General features: G+C 62.5%; 26 protein-coding genes and 1 pseudogene. All 27 read right to left on the minus strand.

What is annotated here, in order from left to right; all coding sequences use genetic code 11:
* Positions 1–257, minus strand: a 257-nt coding sequence (gene rpsK / locus VGV07_RS23635) for a 30S ribosomal protein S11 (RefSeq protein WP_326871199.1), incomplete at its 3' end; no start/stop codon positions are given.
* A gap of 82 nt (positions 258–339) precedes the next feature.
* Positions 340–708 carry a 30S ribosomal protein S13 gene (gene rpsM / locus VGV07_RS23640; RefSeq protein WP_326871200.1) on the minus strand — a complete coding sequence of 123 codons (369 nt, stop codon included), beginning with the start codon at positions 706–708 and terminating at the stop codon, positions 340–342.
* Between the two features lie 176 nt (positions 709–884).
* Positions 885–1,454 carry an adenylate kinase gene (locus VGV07_RS23645; protein WP_326871201.1) on the minus strand — a complete coding sequence of 190 codons (570 nt, stop codon included), beginning with the start codon at positions 1,452–1,454 and terminating at the stop codon, positions 885–887.
* Positions 1,451–2,785, minus strand: coding sequence for a preprotein translocase subunit SecY (secY, locus tag VGV07_RS23650; protein ID WP_326871202.1), 1,335 nt, complete (start codon positions 2,783–2,785; stop codon positions 1,451–1,453). The genes VGV07_RS23645 and secY overlap by 4 nt, the downstream gene beginning before the upstream one ends.
* Before the next feature lie 32 nt (positions 2,786–2,817).
* Positions 2,818–3,303: a 50S ribosomal protein L15 gene (rplO, locus tag VGV07_RS23655; RefSeq protein WP_055049090.1), complete on the minus strand. Its 486-nt coding sequence runs from the start codon at positions 3,301–3,303 to the stop codon at positions 2,818–2,820.
* A gap of 12 nt (positions 3,304–3,315) precedes the next feature.
* Positions 3,316–3,504 carry a 50S ribosomal protein L30 gene (rpmD, locus tag VGV07_RS23660; RefSeq protein WP_055877885.1) on the minus strand — a complete coding sequence of 63 codons (189 nt, stop codon included), beginning with the start codon at positions 3,502–3,504 and terminating at the stop codon, positions 3,316–3,318.
* A gap of 22 nt (positions 3,505–3,526) precedes the next feature.
* Positions 3,527–4,054 (minus strand): 30S ribosomal protein S5, encoded by a 528-nt coding sequence (gene rpsE / locus VGV07_RS23665; RefSeq protein ID WP_055877888.1) that lies wholly within the window; start codon positions 4,052–4,054, stop codon positions 3,527–3,529.
* A 22-nt stretch (positions 4,055–4,076) separates the two neighbouring features.
* The gene (gene rplR, locus VGV07_RS23670; RefSeq protein ID WP_055049087.1) at positions 4,077–4,439 is read right to left on the minus strand and encodes a 50S ribosomal protein L18; all 363 of its coding nucleotides are present in this window, start codon (positions 4,437–4,439) and stop codon (positions 4,077–4,079) included.
* A gap of 12 nt (positions 4,440–4,451) precedes the next feature.
* Positions 4,452–4,985, minus strand: coding sequence for a 50S ribosomal protein L6 (gene rplF / locus VGV07_RS23675; protein ID WP_326871203.1), 534 nt, complete (start codon positions 4,983–4,985; stop codon positions 4,452–4,454).
* A gap of 54 nt (positions 4,986–5,039) precedes the next feature.
* A complete protein-coding gene (rpsH, locus tag VGV07_RS23680) occupies positions 5,040–5,438 on the minus strand; it encodes a 30S ribosomal protein S8 (RefSeq protein WP_326871204.1) in 399 nt (132 codons plus the stop codon).
* Positions 5,439–5,451: 13 nt separating this feature from the next.
* Positions 5,452–5,757, minus strand: coding sequence for a 30S ribosomal protein S14 (rpsN, locus tag VGV07_RS23685; RefSeq protein ID WP_326871205.1), 306 nt, complete (start codon positions 5,755–5,757; stop codon positions 5,452–5,454).
* Positions 5,758–5,778: 21 nt separating this feature from the next.
* Entirely contained in the window at positions 5,779–6,336 is a 558-nt protein-coding gene (rplE, locus tag VGV07_RS23690; RefSeq protein WP_326871206.1) for a 50S ribosomal protein L5, read from the minus strand.
* Positions 6,329–6,643, minus strand: coding sequence for a 50S ribosomal protein L24 (gene rplX / locus VGV07_RS23695; RefSeq protein ID WP_055049082.1), 315 nt, complete (start codon positions 6,641–6,643; stop codon positions 6,329–6,331). The genes rplE and rplX overlap by 8 nt, the downstream gene beginning before the upstream one ends.
* Positions 6,643–7,011, minus strand: a complete 369-nt coding sequence (rplN, locus tag VGV07_RS23700; protein ID WP_055049081.1) for a 50S ribosomal protein L14 — start codon at positions 7,009–7,011, stop codon at positions 6,643–6,645. The genes rplX and rplN overlap by 1 nt, the downstream gene beginning before the upstream one ends.
* A 58-nt stretch (positions 7,012–7,069) precedes the next feature.
* A complete protein-coding gene (gene rpsQ, locus VGV07_RS23705; RefSeq protein WP_055877908.1) occupies positions 7,070–7,303 on the minus strand; it encodes a 30S ribosomal protein S17 in 234 nt (77 codons plus the stop codon).
* 10 nt (positions 7,304–7,313) lie between these two features.
* Positions 7,314–7,550: a 50S ribosomal protein L29 gene (rpmC, locus tag VGV07_RS23710; protein WP_055877910.1), complete on the minus strand. Its 237-nt coding sequence runs from the start codon at positions 7,548–7,550 to the stop codon at positions 7,314–7,316.
* Between the two features lie 5 nt (positions 7,551–7,555).
* Positions 7,556–7,969, minus strand: coding sequence for a 50S ribosomal protein L16 (rplP, locus tag VGV07_RS23715; protein ID WP_055049078.1), 414 nt, complete (start codon positions 7,967–7,969; stop codon positions 7,556–7,558).
* 16 nt (positions 7,970–7,985) lie between these two features.
* Positions 7,986–8,747, minus strand: a complete 762-nt coding sequence (gene rpsC, locus VGV07_RS23720) for a 30S ribosomal protein S3 (RefSeq protein ID WP_055877916.1) — start codon at positions 8,745–8,747, stop codon at positions 7,986–7,988.
* Positions 8,747–9,127 carry a 50S ribosomal protein L22 gene (gene rplV / locus VGV07_RS23725; protein ID WP_055049076.1) on the minus strand — a complete coding sequence of 127 codons (381 nt, stop codon included), beginning with the start codon at positions 9,125–9,127 and terminating at the stop codon, positions 8,747–8,749. The genes rpsC and rplV overlap by 1 nt, the downstream gene beginning before the upstream one ends.
* A gap of 1 nt (position 9,128) precedes the next feature.
* Positions 9,129–9,407 (minus strand): 30S ribosomal protein S19, encoded by a 279-nt coding sequence (rpsS, locus tag VGV07_RS23730; RefSeq protein ID WP_055049075.1) that lies wholly within the window; start codon positions 9,405–9,407, stop codon positions 9,129–9,131.
* A gap of 3 nt (positions 9,408–9,410) precedes the next feature.
* Complete coding sequence (rplB, locus tag VGV07_RS23735; protein ID WP_326871207.1) at positions 9,411–10,250, minus strand: 50S ribosomal protein L2; 840 nt, start codon at positions 10,248–10,250, stop codon at positions 9,411–9,413.
* 14 nt (positions 10,251–10,264) lie between these two features.
* Positions 10,265–10,558 carry a 50S ribosomal protein L23 gene (locus VGV07_RS23740; RefSeq protein ID WP_055877922.1) on the minus strand — a complete coding sequence of 98 codons (294 nt, stop codon included), beginning with the start codon at positions 10,556–10,558 and terminating at the stop codon, positions 10,265–10,267.
* Positions 10,555–11,175 carry a 50S ribosomal protein L4 gene (gene rplD, locus VGV07_RS23745; RefSeq protein WP_326871208.1) on the minus strand — a complete coding sequence of 207 codons (621 nt, stop codon included), beginning with the start codon at positions 11,173–11,175 and terminating at the stop codon, positions 10,555–10,557. The genes VGV07_RS23740 and rplD overlap by 4 nt, the downstream gene beginning before the upstream one ends.
* Positions 11,175–11,879 carry a 50S ribosomal protein L3 gene (gene rplC / locus VGV07_RS23750; protein WP_326871209.1) on the minus strand — a complete coding sequence of 235 codons (705 nt, stop codon included), beginning with the start codon at positions 11,877–11,879 and terminating at the stop codon, positions 11,175–11,177. The genes rplD and rplC overlap by 1 nt, the downstream gene beginning before the upstream one ends.
* Positions 11,880–11,965: 86 nt before the next feature.
* Positions 11,966–12,274: a 30S ribosomal protein S10 gene (rpsJ, locus tag VGV07_RS23755; protein WP_055049780.1), complete on the minus strand. Its 309-nt coding sequence runs from the start codon at positions 12,272–12,274 to the stop codon at positions 11,966–11,968.
* A gap of 73 nt (positions 12,275–12,347) precedes the next feature.
* Entirely contained in the window at positions 12,348–13,538 is a 1,191-nt protein-coding gene (gene tuf / locus VGV07_RS23760) for an elongation factor Tu (protein WP_055877931.1), read from the minus strand.
* Between the two features lie 79 nt (positions 13,539–13,617).
* A pseudogene (fusA, locus tag VGV07_RS23765) lies at positions 13,618–13,896 on the minus strand (elongation factor G); the annotation flags it as partial.

The raw sequence follows: 13,896 nt of genomic DNA on the forward strand, positions 1-13,896 counted from the left end.
TCGACCTCGAGGGTCTTCATGCCGTGTTCCTGGGCCTTCTTGGCCGCGTCTTCAGCCGCAACCTGGGCGGCATACGGGGTCGACTTGCGCGAACCCTTGAAACCCATCACGCCCGAGGACGACCAGGAGATGGTGTTGCCCTGCACGTCGGTGATGGTGACCATGGTGTTGTTGAACGACGCATTCACGTGCGCAACGCCATTGGTGATATTCTTGCGCTCCTTGCGACGGACGCGCGCGACTTCAGCTTTTGCCAATTTGCTTCCTCAGTTCGATATCGACGCTGCCGTAGTTCCAGCAGCTACATCAGGATGGCGGAGAGGTACTCCGCGACCCCAATTACTTCTTCTTGCCGGCGATCGGCTTGGCCGGACCCTTGCGGGTACGGGCGTTGGTGTGGGTACGCTGACCACGGACCGGCAGGCCCTTGCGGTGACGCAGGCCACGGTAGTTGCCGAGGTCCATGAGCCGCTTGATGTTCATCGCCACGTTACGGCGCAGGTCGCCTTCGACGACGTAGTCGCGATCGATCGTTTCACGGATCTGGATCACTTCGGCGTCGGTCAGGTCGTTCACGCGACGCTCAGCCGGGATACCAACCTTCTCGGTGATCTCCTGGGCGAACTTCGAGCCGATCCCATGAATGTACTGAAGCGCGATGACAACGCGCTTGTTGGTCGGAATATTGACGCCAGCAATACGGGCCACGTCCGCTCTCCTATAGTCGGCAGCTCACGCTGCCCGTTTGATAACGACAAGGGACCGGAATCCCGCTCCCCACTCTTTCGAGGAACCGAATCCAGTCCGATAATCCATGAGACTGGCGCGGTTCATAAGGGCAAGGTCCGGCAGAGTCAACTGCCGAGCCCCTGCCCCGAGGTATACTAGTTATGCACGGCCCGGCGGATGGCCGCCGTGACATCATCGACCGGCTGCATGCCGTCGACCGACTTCAACAGCCCCTTGCCGCGGTAGAACTCGACCAGCGGTGCAGTCTGCTCGCGATAGACGTTGAGGCGGTTGCGAAGCACCTCCTCGTTGTCATCGCCACGGGCAACACCCGATTCCTTGGCCCGCCTGGCGATCCGCCCGACGAGCACATCGGCGTCGGCGGTGATTTCTATCACCGCGTCGAGCTGCATGCCCTTCTCGGTCAGCATCGCGTCGAGCGCTTCGGCCTGCGGAATGGTCCGCGGGAAGCCATCGAGCACGAAGCCGGCCTTGCAGTCATCCTGGTCGAGCCGCTCGGAGACGATGCCGTTGACGATCTCGTCGGAGACGAGGTCGCCGCGATCCATGATCTCCTTGGCGGCCAGACCCATCGGGGTCTTGGCGGCGATGGCGGAGCGCAGGATGTCGCCGGTCGAAAGCTGCGGGATCCCGTAGCTCTCGATCAGCACCTTTGCCTGCGTGCCCTTGCCGGCGCCCGGAGGTCCCAGAAGGATCAGCCTCATTTACGCTTGCCCCCAAGGCGCGACCGCTTCACCAGGCCTTCGTACTGCTGGGCGATCAGGTGGCTCTGTACCTGGGTCACCGTATCCAGCGTCACCGTCACGATGATCAGCAGCGAGGTGCCACCGATGAACTGGCTGACGTTGAGCTGGCTGTGGATCATCTCGGGGATGAGCGCCACGACGGTCAGATAGAGGGCCCCGATCACCGTGATGCGGGTCAGCACGTAGTCAATGTAGTTCGCCGTCCGCTCGCCCGGACGGATACCCGGAATGAAGCCGCCGGAGCGCTTCAGGTTGTCCGCGGTGTCGGTCGGGTTGAAGACGATCGAGGTGTAGAAGAAGGCGAAGAAGATGATCAGGACCGCGAACAGCACCAGATAGAGGGGCTGGCCACGACCGAGCAGCGCCGCCGTCACCGACAGCCACTGCGGCGCATCACCCTGCGCCGCAAAGGACGCGATGGTGGCTGGCAGCAGCAACAGGGACGAGCCGAAGATCACCGGGATAACGCCCGCGGTGTTGAGCTTCAGCGGCAGGTGCGAGGTGTCGCCCTGGAACATCTTGTTGCCGACCTGGCGCTTCGGATACTGGATCAGCAACCGGCGCTGGGCCCGTTCGAAGAACACGATCACGCCGATAACGACGATCGCGATGATCAGCAGCCCGACAACCCAGATGGTCGGCAGAGCGCCGGTGCGGCTGAGCTCGAGGGTCTGCACCACCGTTGCCGGCAGGTTGGCCACAATACCGGCAAAAATGATCAGCGAGATACCGTTGCCGATGCCACGCGAGGTGATCTGCTCACCCAGCCACATCAGGAACATGGTGCCGCCGACCAGCGTGATGACGGTCGAAAGCCGGAAGAACCAACCTGGATCGATCACGACGCCCTGGCTGCCCTCGAGACCGATGGCGATGCCATAGGCCTGCACGGCGCAGAACAGCACGGCGAGATAACGCGTGTACTGGTTGATCTTGCGGCGGCCGCTCTCGCCTTCCTTGCGGAGGGCTTCGAGGCGCGGCGACGCCGTGGTGATCACCTGCACCACGATCGAGGCAGTGATGTACGGAATGAGGTTCAGCGCGAAGATCGCCATGCGCTGCACGGCACCGCCGGCAAACATGTCGAACATGCCGAAAATGCCCTGCTGCGCCTGCTGGAAGGTCGCGCGATAGGCATCGGGGTCGATACCGGGCACCGGGATGTAAGTCCCGAGCCGATAAACGAGAAGCGCACCCAGTGTGAACCAGATGCGCTGCTGAAGGGCCTTCGCTTTCGCGAAGGTCCCGAAGTTCAGATTCTTGGCCAGCTGTTCGGCTGCGGACGCCATAGTCGCTCCCTTTAGAATGGGGCCAGGCGCTGTTAGGCGTCAGCCTTCACTTCTGCCTGAGGCATATCGACCTTGCCGCCGGCTGCTTCAATAGCAGCGAGCGCGCCCTTGGTTGCGTGCGCAACCTTGAAGGTCACCTTCTTGGCCGTGAAACCGGAGCTGCCGATCAGACGAACGCCATCGAGCTCGCGACGGATCACGCCGGCCTTCACAAGGGCGGCCGCATCGACCACGCCCTTGATGTCCAGCTTGCCGCTGTCGATGTAATTCTGGACGCGGTCGATACGCAGCTGGTTCCACTTCTTGGGATTCAGAGCGTTGAAGCCGCGCTTCGGCATGCGCATGTGCAGCGGCATCTGGCCGCCTTCGAAGCCGTTGATGGCGACACCGGAACGGGCCGTCTGGCCCTTACCGCCGCGACCACCGGTCTTGCCGACGCCCGAGCCGATACCACGACCGACGCGCACGCGCTTCTTGTTGGCGCCCGGGTTGTCCCGGAGTTCGTTCAAACGAGTCATTGTTCTCGTCCCTTATTTGGCGTCGACGACGCGCACGAGGTGCGGGATCTTACGGATCATGCCGCGAACCTCGGGGGTGTCCTTGAGGGTCGACTGCTTGCGGATCTTGTTCAGCCCCAAACCGATGAGGGTGGCGCGCTGGTCCTGCGGACGGCGCGTCGGGCTGGCGATCTGCTCGATGGTGACGGTCTTGTCGGCCATTATTCTAACTCCCAAGCCCTAGTCAGGCTTCGACGGTCTCGCCACGGCGAGCCTGCAGGTCAGAGACCTTCAGGCCGCGGCGGGCGGCGACCGAACGCGGGCTATCAACGCGCTTCAGCGCATCGAAGGTGGCCCGCACCATGTTGTAGGGATTGGCGGTGCCCTGCGATTTCGCCACGATGTCGTTGACCCCGAGGGTCTCGAACACCGCGCGCATCGGGCCGCCGGCGATGATGCCGGTACCGGGAACGGCGGCGCGCAGGATGACCTTGCCGGCGCCGTGGTGGCCGACCACATCGTGGTGCAGCGTACGGGCTTCGCGCAGCGGAACGCGGATCATCTGGCGCTTGGCCTGCTCGGTTGCCTTGCGGATGGCCTCGGGCACTTCACGCGCCTTGCCGTGACCAAAGCCAACGCGGCCCTTCTGATCACCAACCACAACCAGGGCGGCGAAGCCGAAACGACGGCCACCCTTCACAACCTTGGCGACGCGGTTGATGTGAACCAGCCGGTCGACGAATTCGCTATCGCGCTCTTGAACGTCTCTCATCGAATTTTCCTTTGTCGCCGGATCAGAACTGCAGGCCGCCTTCGCGGGCCGCATCACCAAGGGCCTTGACGCGGCCATGGTAGAGGTAGGCACCACGATCGAAGACGACGGTCGACACCTTGGCGGCGAGACCGCGCTCGGCGATCAGCTTGCCAACGGCGGCAGCTGCCTCCGAAGTCGAACCGTTCTTGAGCTTTGCTTTGACGTCCTTGTCGATGGTCGAAGCGGCAGCAAGCGTGCGACCGGATGCGTCATCGATGATCTGGGCGTAAATGTTCTTGTCCGAGCGGTGCACGGACAGACGAGGGCGGCCATTGGCGTTAGCCTTGAGCGCCTTGCGAACGCGCGCCTTGCGGCGGTCCGCACCTTTGAGGCTGATGGGCATCTCGTGCGCTCCTTACTTCTTCTTGCCTTCTTTGCGGGCGATGTACTCACCCACATAACGCACACCCTTGCCCTTGTAGGGCTCCGGCGGACGCCAGCCGCGAATGTCGGCGGCCACCTGGCCAACCTGCTGCTTGTCCGAGCCGGTCACGACCACTTCGGTCTGCGACGGTGCGGCGATGGTGATGCCAGCGGGAGTGTTGAACACCACTTCGTGGCTGAAACCGAGGCTGAGCTTCAGATCCTTGCCCTGCATGGCGGCGCGGTAACCGACGCCCTGGATCTGCAGCTTCTTTTCGAAGCCAGCGCTGACGCCAATCACCATGTTGTTGATCAGCGCGCGGGTGGTCCCCCAGGCAGCACGAGCTTCCTTGCTGTCGTTGGCGGGCTCGACGACGATGCCGTCATCGGTCTGCTTGGCGTTCACGACATCCATGAGCGTCAGCGCCTGCTCGCCCTTCGGCCCCTTTGCGGTGACCTTGCGATCGCTGATCGTGACGGTGACGCCACTGACCGGAGCAATCGGCTTTTTGCCTGTACGGGACATTCTTTCTACTTCCTTCGGAGTAATCGTCACACCGACGGCTTCAAGGCATCAGCCTTAGAAGACGCGGCAGAGTACCTCGCCACCCAGGTTCTGGGCTTTAGCTTCATGATCGGCCATCACGCCCTTGGGGGTCGACAGGATCGACACACCGAGGCCATTGGCGACCGAGGGGATGTTCTTGACCGACGCATAGACGCGACGGCCAGGACGCGAAACGCGCTCGATGGTGCGGATCACCGGTGCGTTGTCGGAGTACTTCAGCTCGATATCGAACTGGGCGACACCGTTATCCATCCTGCTTTCCGAGTAGCCGCGGATGAAGCCTTCCGACTTCAGCACGTCGAGCACACGGCCGCGCAGGGTGGACGCCGGGGTCTGGACGACATCGCGACGACGCAGCTGCGCGTTGCGGATGCGGGTCAGCATATCGCCGATCGGATCAGAGAGGCTCATTGTCGTCTTCTCCTTACCAGCTCGACTTGACCATGCCCGGGATCAGCCCGAGGCTGCCCAGCTCACGCAGAGCGATACGGCTCATCTTGAGCTTGCGGTAGTAGCCACGCGGACGGCCGGTGACTTCGCAGCGGTTGTGCACGCGGTTCTCAGCCGAGTTGCGCGGCAGCGCGGCGAGCTTGAGCTGCGCCGCGAAGCGCTCCTCGAGCGAGACGCTCTGGTTCATCACCACTGCCTTGAGCTTGGCCCGCTTGGGACCCAGCTGCTTGGCGAGGCGCTTGCGCTTGTTGTTCTTTTCGATGGAGCTGGTCTTTGCCATGTCTCGTCCTTCTCTCTTCCGTTACTGCCGGAAGGGGAAATTGAAAGCCTTGAGCAGCGCCCGGGCTTCGTCGTCGGTGCGCGCCGTGGTGCACACGATGATGTCCATGCCCCAGGTCTGATCGATCTGATCGAAGTTGATCTCGGGGAAGATGATGTGTTCCTTGATGCCCATGGCGTAGTTGCCACGACCATCAAAGGAATTCGGGTTCAGGCCGCGGAAGTCGCGAACCCGCGGCAGCGCAATGTTCACGAGCCGGTCAAGGAACTCATACATCCGCGCCTTGCGGAGCGTCACCTTCACGCCGAGCGGCATCTCTTCGCGGACCTTGAAGCCGGCGATCGACTTGCGTGCGTGGGTGATGACGGGCTTCTGGCCGGCGATCTTTTCGAGATCGGCAGCTGCCGACTTCACCTTCTTGGTGTCGTTCACCGCCTCGCCGACACCCATGTTCAGCACGATCTTGTCGAGCTTGGGCGCCTGCATGACGTTCTTGTAGCCGAACTCCTTGATCAGGTTCGACTTGATGGTCTCGTCGTACTGAGCACGGAGACGCGGAATATAGACGGTATCAGCCATCGATCGTGTCCCCGGTCGATTTGGCGACGCGCACCTTGGTGCCGTCGGCGTTGATCTTGAAACCGACGCGCGACGGCTTGCCGTTCGCATCGGCGATCGCGAGGTTCGACAGGTGAATCGGGGCTTCCTTGGTGAAGATCCCCGCGTCCTGGCTCGCGGTCTGCTTGGTGTGGCGACGGACGAGGTTGAGCCCCTGCACTACTGCGCGGGTCTCAGTCGGGATGACCTGCAGCACCTGCCCGGTCTTGCCCTTGTCCTTGCCGGCGAGAACGACGACTTTGTCGCCCTTCTTGATCTTGGACGCCATCACAACACCTCCGGCGCGAGCGAAATGATCTTCATGTGGTTCTTGCTGCGCAGTTCGCGCGGCACTGGCCCGAAGATACGGGTGCCGATCGGCTCGGCCTGGTTGTTGATCAGCACGGCCGCGTTACGGTCGAAGCGGATGATGGTGCCATCGGTGCGGCGAACCGGGAATGCGGTGCGCACGACAACGGCCTTCATCACCTGGCCCTTCTTGACGCGACCACGGGGGATCGCATCCTTCACCGAGACGACGATGATGTCGCCCACCGAGGCGTACTTGCGGTGCGAGCCGCCGAGCACCTTGATGCACATGACACGACGCGCGCCGGAATTGTCGGCTACATCGAGATTGGACTGCATCTGGATCATGGCTTGATGCCTTCTTCAGTTTCGGGGTCTGCCTACTCGGCGAGCCCTAAATTCCGGTTTACGCGGAGGGTTTCAGGACCCAGCGCTTGTTCTTCGAAATCGGCGCCGACTCTTCGATCCAGACGACGTCCCCGACCTTGGCCACATTGGCTTCGTCGTGAGCGTGGTACTTCTTGGACCGGCGCACGGTCTTCTTCATCACCGGGTGGGTGAACGCACGGTCGACCCGCACCACCACGGTCTTGTCATTGGTGTCGGAGACCACGGTCCCCTGCAGTACGCGCTTGGGCATCGGTTGCTCCTTACTTCGCTGCGGCTTTTTCGCCGAGGATGGTCTTCACCCGCGCGATTTCGCGGCGGACTTTCTTGACCTCGGTCGGCTTTTCCAGCTGCTGGGTAGCGCGCTGGAACCGCAGGTTGAACTGCTCTTTCTTCAGGCCGAGCAGCTGATCTTTCAGCTCATCGGGGGTCTTGGCGCGGAGGTCCGCGGCGCCGTTGGCGCTCTTGGCCTCGACTTTTTTCTTGGGTGCACGTGCCATGGCGATCAATCCGCAATGCGGGTGACGACCCGCGTGATGATCGGAAGCTTCATCGCGCCGAGGCGCAGGGCTTCCTTGGCGACGTCCTCAGGGACGCCGTCGATTTCGAACAGGATACGACCCGGCTTGACGCGAGCCGCCCAGAACTCCACCGAACCCTTGCCCTTACCCATGCGGACTTCGGTCGGCTTCTTGGAAACCGGCAGGTCCGGGAAGACACGGATCCAGACGCGGCCGGCGCGCTTCATCTCGCGAGTGATCGCGCGGCGGGCCGCCTCGATCTGGCGAGCCGTAACGCGCTCGGGCTCCTGGGACTTCAGGCCGAACTGACCGAAAGCCAGCTCCGTGCCACCCTTGGCGTTGCCATGGATGCGGCCCTTATGCGCCTTGCGGAACTTGGTACGTTTTGGTTGCAGCATTTTTGTCTATGCCTTCTCAGTTCGCCGGCGCGCGATCGCGGCGATCGCCACGCTCACCGCGGTCGTCCCGATCGGAACGCTCGCGACGCTGGCCGCCCTCGTTCGAACCGCCGCCTTCAGTGGCGCGACGCTCGTGAGCGGACGGGTCATGCTCAAGGACTTCGCCCTTGAAGACCCACACCTTGATGCCGATGATGCCGTAGGTGGTCTTCGCCTCGGCCGTACCGTAGTCGATGTCGGCGCGCAGCGTGTGCAGCGGCACGCGACCTTCGCGGTACCACTCGGTGCGGGCGATGTCGGCGCCGCCGAGACGGCCGCCCACGTTCACCCGGATGCCGCCGGCGCCCATGCGGATCGCCGTCTGCACTGCACGCTTCATCGCACGGCGGAACGCCACGCGACGCTCGAGCTGCTGGGCAATGCCCTGAGCCACGAGGTTGGCATCGGTCTCGGGCTTGCGCACTTCGACGATGTTGATGTGCACTTCGCTGTCGGTGAACTTCTTCACCTTGGCGCGGATCTTGTCGATGTCAGCGCCCTTCTTGCCGATCACGATGCCCGGACGGGCGGTGTGGATCGACACGCGGCACTTGCGGTGCGGACGCTCGATGACGATCTTTGAAACCGCAGCCTGCTTGAGGTCTTCCAGCAGCGTCTCACGGATTTTCAGGTCTTCCTGGAGCAGCGAACCGTACTCACCCTTATTCGCGTACCAACGCGAGTCCCAGGTGCGGTTGATGCCGAGGCGCAGACCGATCGGGTTGATCTTCTGACCCATTATGCGGTCTCCTCAACTTGGCGAACCACAATGGTGAGGTTCGAGAACGGGCGCTCCATACGGGCGGCGTGACCACGGCCACGGGCCATGAAGCGCTTCATCACCAGGGAGTCGCCGACATAGCACTCGGCAACGACCAGGCTGTCCGGATCGAGGCCGTGGTTGTTTTCGGCGTTCGCGATGGCGCTCTCGAGCGTCTTCTTGACCGAGCCGGCGATACGCTTGCGCGAGAAGGTCAGCTCGGCGAGAGCCTTGTCGACCTTCTTGCCGCGGATCGACGCAGCCACGAGGTTGAGCTTGATGCCCGAGGTACGAAGCATGCGGAGAACCGCCTTGGCCTCGTTGTCCTTGAGCGACCGCTGAGTTTTCGGCTTGCCCATGTTACTTCCTCTTGGCCTTCTTGTCGGCCGCGTGACCGTAGTAGGTACGGGTCGGCGCGAACTCGCCAAACTTGTGGCCGATCATCTCTTCCTGGACGTTCACCGGCACATGCTTGTGACCGTTGTGCACGCCGAAGGTGAGACCGACGAACTGCGGCAGGATCGTGGAACGACGGCTCCAGATCTTGATGACTTCGTTGCGGCCGCTCGCACGGCTGGTCTCTGCCTTCTTGAGCAGATAGCCGTCGACGAACGGGCCTTTCCAGACTGAACGCGACATGGCTTAGCGGCCCTTCTTCACGTGACGCGAGCGGACGATGAACTTGTCCGTCGACTTGTTGCTGCGGGTCTTCTTACCCTTGGTCGGCTTGCCCCACGGGGTCACCGGGTGACGGCCACCAGAAGTACGGCCTTCACCACCACCATGCGGGTGGTCGACCGGGTTCATGGTCACACCGCGGTTGACCGGCTTGCGGCCGAGCCAGCGATTACGACCGGCCTTGCCGATCGAGGTGTTCGAGTGATCCTGGTTCGACACCGCGCCGACAGTGGCGAGGCACGAGCCGTGGACCCGGCGCTGCTCGCCCGAGTTGAGGCGAAGGATCGCCCAACCGGCGTCGCGACCGACATACTGCGCGTAAGCACCGGCCGAACGAGCGATCTGGCCACCCTTGCGGGGCTTCATCTCGACGTTGTGGACGATGGTGCCGACCGGCATGCGCTCGAGCGGCATGGCGTTGCCCGGCTTCACGTCGGCGGTACCGAGCGTCGAGATCACCTTGTCGCCGGCAGCGAGGCGCTGCGGAGCGATGATGTAGGCGAGCTCGCCGTCTGCGTACTTGATCAGCGCGATCCAGGCGGTGCGGTTCGGATCATACTCAAGCCGCTCGACGGTCGCCGTCTCTTCGAAACGGACGCGACGGAAGTCGACGACGCGATACGACCGCTTGTGACCGCCACCACGATGGTACGCAGTGATGCGACCGGCGTTGTTACGACCGCCAGACTGGCTCAGACCTTCGGTCAGCGACTTGACCGGCTTGCCCTTCCACAGCTCCGACCGATCGGTCGTGATGAGCTGGCGGCGGCCCGGGGAGGTCGGATTGTAAGTTTTTAGACCCATTCTTCTCTCTCCCCTCAGATGCCGGTCGAAATATCGATCGACTGGCCATCGGCCAGGGTGACAATGGCCTTCTTGACGTCCTTGCGGGTGCCAAGTTCCTGCCGGAAACGCTTCACCTTGCCCTTGCGGACCAGGGTGTTGACTGCCTTGACCTTGACCGAAAAGAGCGCCTCGACGGCGGCTTTGATATCGGCCTTGGTGGCATCGATCGCGACGTCGAAGACGACCTGGCTGTGCTCGGACGCCATCGTCGACTTTTCGGTGACGACGGGGTTACGGATCACGTCGTAGTTGCTGAACTTGCTCATGCGAACCGGGCCTCGAGCGCTTCGAGCGCTGCTTTGGTCAGAACGAGCTTATGGCGACGGAGAATGTCAGCGACATTGATCCCCTGCACCGGCAGCACGTCGATCTGCGGAATGTTGCGGGCAGCGTTGGCGAAGTTCTTGTCCACCTCGGCGCCGTCGATGATCAGAGCGCTCGACCATTCCAGCTTGCCGAACTTGGCAACCAGCTGAGCAGTCTTGGGCTCCTTGGTGGCGACGGTCGGAACGACGACCAGTTCGCCAGCCTTGGCCTTGGCCGAAAGCGCGTGCTTCAGGGCCAGGGCGCGGACCTTCTTGGGCAGCTCGATCGCATGGCTGCGGGGTTCCGGACCAAACGCCCGGCCGCCGCCGCGGAACTGCGGAGCAGACTTGGCGCCGTGACGAGCGCCGCCCGAGCCCTTCTGCTTGATCGACTTCTTCGAAGTGTAAGCGATCTCGGAGCGGTGCTTCACCTTGTGGGTGCCGGCCATCGCCTTGAGCTGCTGGTAGCGGACCATGCGGTGCAGGATGTCCTGGCGGACTTCAAGACCGAAGATCTCGTCCTTCAGCATGACCGAACCGTCGGCCTTGCCGTCCAGAGTAGTGACCTGGAGTTCCATTATTTAGCCTCCTCGGCCACGGCTGCAGCAGCCGGCTTGAACGAACCGGGGGTCTGAGCGCCCTTCGGAGCGGCCTTCTTGACCGCGTCCTTGATCTGGATCCAGGCACCCTTGGCACCCGGAACGGCGCCCTCGACCATGATCAGCCCGCGCTCCACATCGGTGCGCACGACCTTCAGGTTCTGGGTGGTGACACGACGGTCGCCCATGTGGCCGGCCATCTTCTTGCCCTTGAACACCTTACCGGGGTCCTGGCGCTGACCGGTCGAACCGTGCGAGCGGTGCGACACGGTCACACCGTGCGTGGCACGCAGGCCGCCGAAGTTCCAGCGCTTCATGCCGCCGGCGAAGCCCTTACCGATCGAGGTACCGGTCACGTCGACCAGCTGACCCTCGACGAAGTGGTCGGCCTGGAAAGTGGCGCCAACTTCGATGAGGTTCGCAGGATCGACACGAAACTCAGTTACCTGACGCTTGGGCTCGACCTTGGCGACGGCGAACTGGCCGCGCTCCGCCTTGGTGACATTCTTCGCCTTGACGGTGCCCGCGCCGAGCTGGAGGGCGGTGTAACCGTCCTTCTCCTGCGTGCGCTGGCCGACCACCTGGCAATTCTTGAGGTCGAGCACGGTCACGGGGACGTGGGTGCCGTCATCCAAGAACAGGCGGGTCATGCCCAGCTTCTGTGCGATCAAACCAGAACGCATCGGTTGTTACCTTCTCTCTTTGGCGCTTGACCGGGTCATTGTGTCCAAGAGGACCCTTTGGATGGTCAGCGCGAAAACTCAGTCACTCAGAGCTTGATTTCGACGTCGACGCCGGCGGCGAGATCGAGCTTCATCAGAGCATCGACGGTCTGCGGGGTCGGATCCACGATGTCCAGAAGACGCTTGTGGGTCCGGATCTCGAACTGCTCGCGCGACTTCTTGTCGATGTGCGGCGAGCGGTTGACCGTAAACTTCTCAATCTGTGTGGGCAGCGGGATCGGCCCGCGCACCTGCGCACCCGTACGCTTGGCCGTGTTGACAATCTCCCGAGTGGAGGTGTCGAGCACACGGTGGTCAAAGGCTTTGAGCCGGATGCGAATGTTTTGACCGTTCATCTTGCTTTCCCAGCGAAAAATGGAACGCGGCGCGCTGTTTGTAGCGGCGCGCCGCGCCCTGGATTACCAGGTCTTATTTCAGGATCTTGGCGACGACGCCCGAACCGACGGTGCGGCCACCCTCACGGATAGCGAAGCGAAGCTTCTCTTCCATGGCGATCGGCACGATCAGCTGGACCGAAATATTCACGTTGTCGCCCGGCATCACCATCTCGGTGCCTTCCGGCAGCGTAACAACGCCGGTCACGTCGGTGGTACGGAAGTAGAACTGCGGACGATAGTTGGCGAAGAACGGCGTGTGACGGCCACCCTCTTCCTTGGTGAGGATGTAAGCCTCAGCCACGAAGTCGGTGTGCGGGGTCACGGAACCGGGCTTGCAGAGCACCTGGCCGCGCTCGACCTGAGTGCGGTCGATACCACGGATCAGCGCACCGATGTTGTCGCCGGCCTGGCCCTGATCGAGCAGCTTGCGGAACATTTCAACGCCGGTCACGGTCGTCTTCTGCGTCGCCTTGATGCCGACGATCTCGACTTCCTCACCCACCTTCACGATGCCGCGCTCGACACGGCCGGTCACCACGGTGCCACGGCCCGAGATCGAGAACACGTCTTCGATCGGCATCAGGAACGGCTGGTCGATCGGACGAGCCGGCTGCGGGATGTACTCGTCAACGGCGGCCATCAGCTTGAGCACGGCGTCGTGGCCGAGTTCCTTGTTGCCGTCGTTCAGAGCTTCGGTCGCCGAGCCCTTGATGATCGGAACATCGTCGCCCGGGAATTCGTAGGACGACAGCAGTTCGCGAACTTCGAGTTCCACGAGCTCGAGGAGCTCCGGATCGTCGACCATGTCGCACTTGTTCAGGAACACGACGAGCGCCGGCACACCGACCTGACGAGCGAGCAGGATGTGCTCACGGGTCTGCGGCATCGGGCCGTCGGCAGCCGACACGACCAGGATCGCGCCGTCCATCTGAGCGGCGCCGGTGATCATGTTCTTCACATAGTCGGCGTGGCCCGGGCAGTCGACGTGAGCGTAGTGACGGTTGGTCGTCTCGTACTCGACGTGGGCAGTGTTGATCGTGATGCCACGCGCCTTCTCTTCCGGCGCTGCGTCGATCTGGTCGTACGCCTTGAAGGTCGCGCCACCGGTCTCAGCCAGGACCTTGGTGATCGCTGCAGTCAGCGAGGTCTTGCCATGGTCGACGTGACCGATGGTGCCGATGTTGCAGTGAGGCTTATTGCGGGAAAACTTTTCCTTGCCCATCGCTTCTCTCCGTATGCGTCAGCCAACAGCCGACGTGAGTTTTCAGTTTTAATTCAAGCGCTTGCTTAGCGAGTAAACGTTAAGCGTACTTTGCCTGGACTTCGGTGGCGACCGCCTGCGGAACCTGCTCGTAGTGGTCGAAAGTCATGGTGTACTGAGCGCGCCCCTGGCTCATCGAGCGGAGCGAGTTCACGTAGCCAAACATGTTGGCAAGAGGCACCATGGCGTCGATCACCTGCGCGATACCGCGGGCTTCAGTGCCGCGGATCTGGCCGCGACGTGAATTCAGGTCACCGATGACGTCGCCGACATAGTCTTCCGGGGTCAGAACTTCAACCCGCATGATCGGCTCGAGGAT

The sequence above is a fragment of the Devosia sp. genome (assembly GCF_035944845.1).
Taxonomy (GTDB): domain Bacteria; phylum Pseudomonadota; class Alphaproteobacteria; order Rhizobiales; family Devosiaceae; genus Devosia_A.

Excerpts from the sequence above, each read along its gene's own strand:
- VGV07_RS23645 (WP_326871201.1), bottom strand. The coding sequence starts at position 1,454 with ATGAGGCTGATCCTTCTGGGACCTCCGGGCGCCGGCAAGGGCACGCAG.
- secY (WP_326871202.1), bottom strand. The coding sequence starts at position 2,785 with ATGGCGTCCGCAGCCGAACAGCTGGCCAAGAATCTGAACTTCGGGACC.
- rplO (WP_055049090.1), bottom strand. The coding sequence starts at position 3,303 with ATGACTCGTTTGAACGAACTCCGGGACAACCCGGGCGCCAACAAGAAG.
- rpmD (WP_055877885.1), bottom strand. The coding sequence starts at position 3,504 with ATGGCCGACAAGACCGTCACCATCGAGCAGATCGCCAGCCCGACGCGC.
- rpsE (WP_055877888.1), bottom strand. The coding sequence starts at position 4,054 with ATGAGAGACGTTCAAGAGCGCGATAGCGAATTCGTCGACCGGCTGGTT.
- rplR (WP_055049087.1), bottom strand. The coding sequence starts at position 4,439 with ATGCCCATCAGCCTCAAAGGTGCGGACCGCCGCAAGGCGCGCGTTCGC.
- rplF (WP_326871203.1), bottom strand. The coding sequence starts at position 4,985 with ATGTCCCGTACAGGCAAAAAGCCGATTGCTCCGGTCAGTGGCGTCACC.
- rpsH (WP_326871204.1), bottom strand. The coding sequence starts at position 5,438 with ATGAGCCTCTCTGATCCGATCGGCGATATGCTGACCCGCATCCGCAAC.
- rpsN (WP_326871205.1), bottom strand. The coding sequence starts at position 5,757 with ATGGCAAAGACCAGCTCCATCGAAAAGAACAACAAGCGCAAGCGCCTC.
- rplE (WP_326871206.1), bottom strand. The coding sequence starts at position 6,336 with ATGGCTGATACCGTCTATATTCCGCGTCTCCGTGCTCAGTACGACGAG.
- rplX (WP_055049082.1), bottom strand. The coding sequence starts at position 6,643 with ATGGCGTCCAAGATCAAGAAGGGCGACAAAGTCGTCGTTCTCGCCGGC.
- rplN (WP_055049081.1), bottom strand. The coding sequence starts at position 7,011 with ATGATCCAGATGCAGTCCAATCTCGATGTAGCCGACAATTCCGGCGCG.
- rpsQ (WP_055877908.1), bottom strand. The coding sequence starts at position 7,303 with ATGCCCAAGCGCGTACTGCAGGGGACCGTGGTCTCCGACACCAATGAC.
- rpmC (WP_055877910.1), bottom strand. The coding sequence starts at position 7,550 with ATGGCACGTGCACCCAAGAAAAAAGTCGAGGCCAAGAGCGCCAACGGC.
- rplP (WP_055049078.1), bottom strand. The coding sequence starts at position 7,969 with ATGCTGCAACCAAAACGTACCAAGTTCCGCAAGGCGCATAAGGGCCGC.
- rpsC (WP_055877916.1), bottom strand. The coding sequence starts at position 8,747 with ATGGGTCAGAAGATCAACCCGATCGGTCTGCGCCTCGGCATCAACCGC.
- rplV (WP_055049076.1), bottom strand. The coding sequence starts at position 9,127 with ATGGGCAAGCCGAAAACTCAGCGGTCGCTCAAGGACAACGAGGCCAAG.
- rpsS (WP_055049075.1), bottom strand. The coding sequence starts at position 9,407 with ATGTCGCGTTCAGTCTGGAAAGGCCCGTTCGTCGACGGCTATCTGCTC.
- rplB (WP_326871207.1), bottom strand. The coding sequence starts at position 10,250 with ATGGGTCTAAAAACTTACAATCCGACCTCCCCGGGCCGCCGCCAGCTC.
- VGV07_RS23740 (WP_055877922.1), bottom strand. The coding sequence starts at position 10,558 with ATGAGCAAGTTCAGCAACTACGACGTGATCCGTAACCCCGTCGTCACC.
- rplD (WP_326871208.1), bottom strand. The coding sequence starts at position 11,175 with ATGGAACTCCAGGTCACTACTCTGGACGGCAAGGCCGACGGTTCGGTC.
- rplC (WP_326871209.1), bottom strand. The coding sequence starts at position 11,879 with ATGCGTTCTGGTTTGATCGCACAGAAGCTGGGCATGACCCGCCTGTTC.
- rpsJ (WP_055049780.1), bottom strand. The coding sequence starts at position 12,274 with ATGAACGGTCAAAACATTCGCATCCGGCTCAAAGCCTTTGACCACCGT.
- tuf (WP_055877931.1), bottom strand. The coding sequence starts at position 13,538 with ATGGGCAAGGAAAAGTTTTCCCGCAATAAGCCTCACTGCAACATCGGC.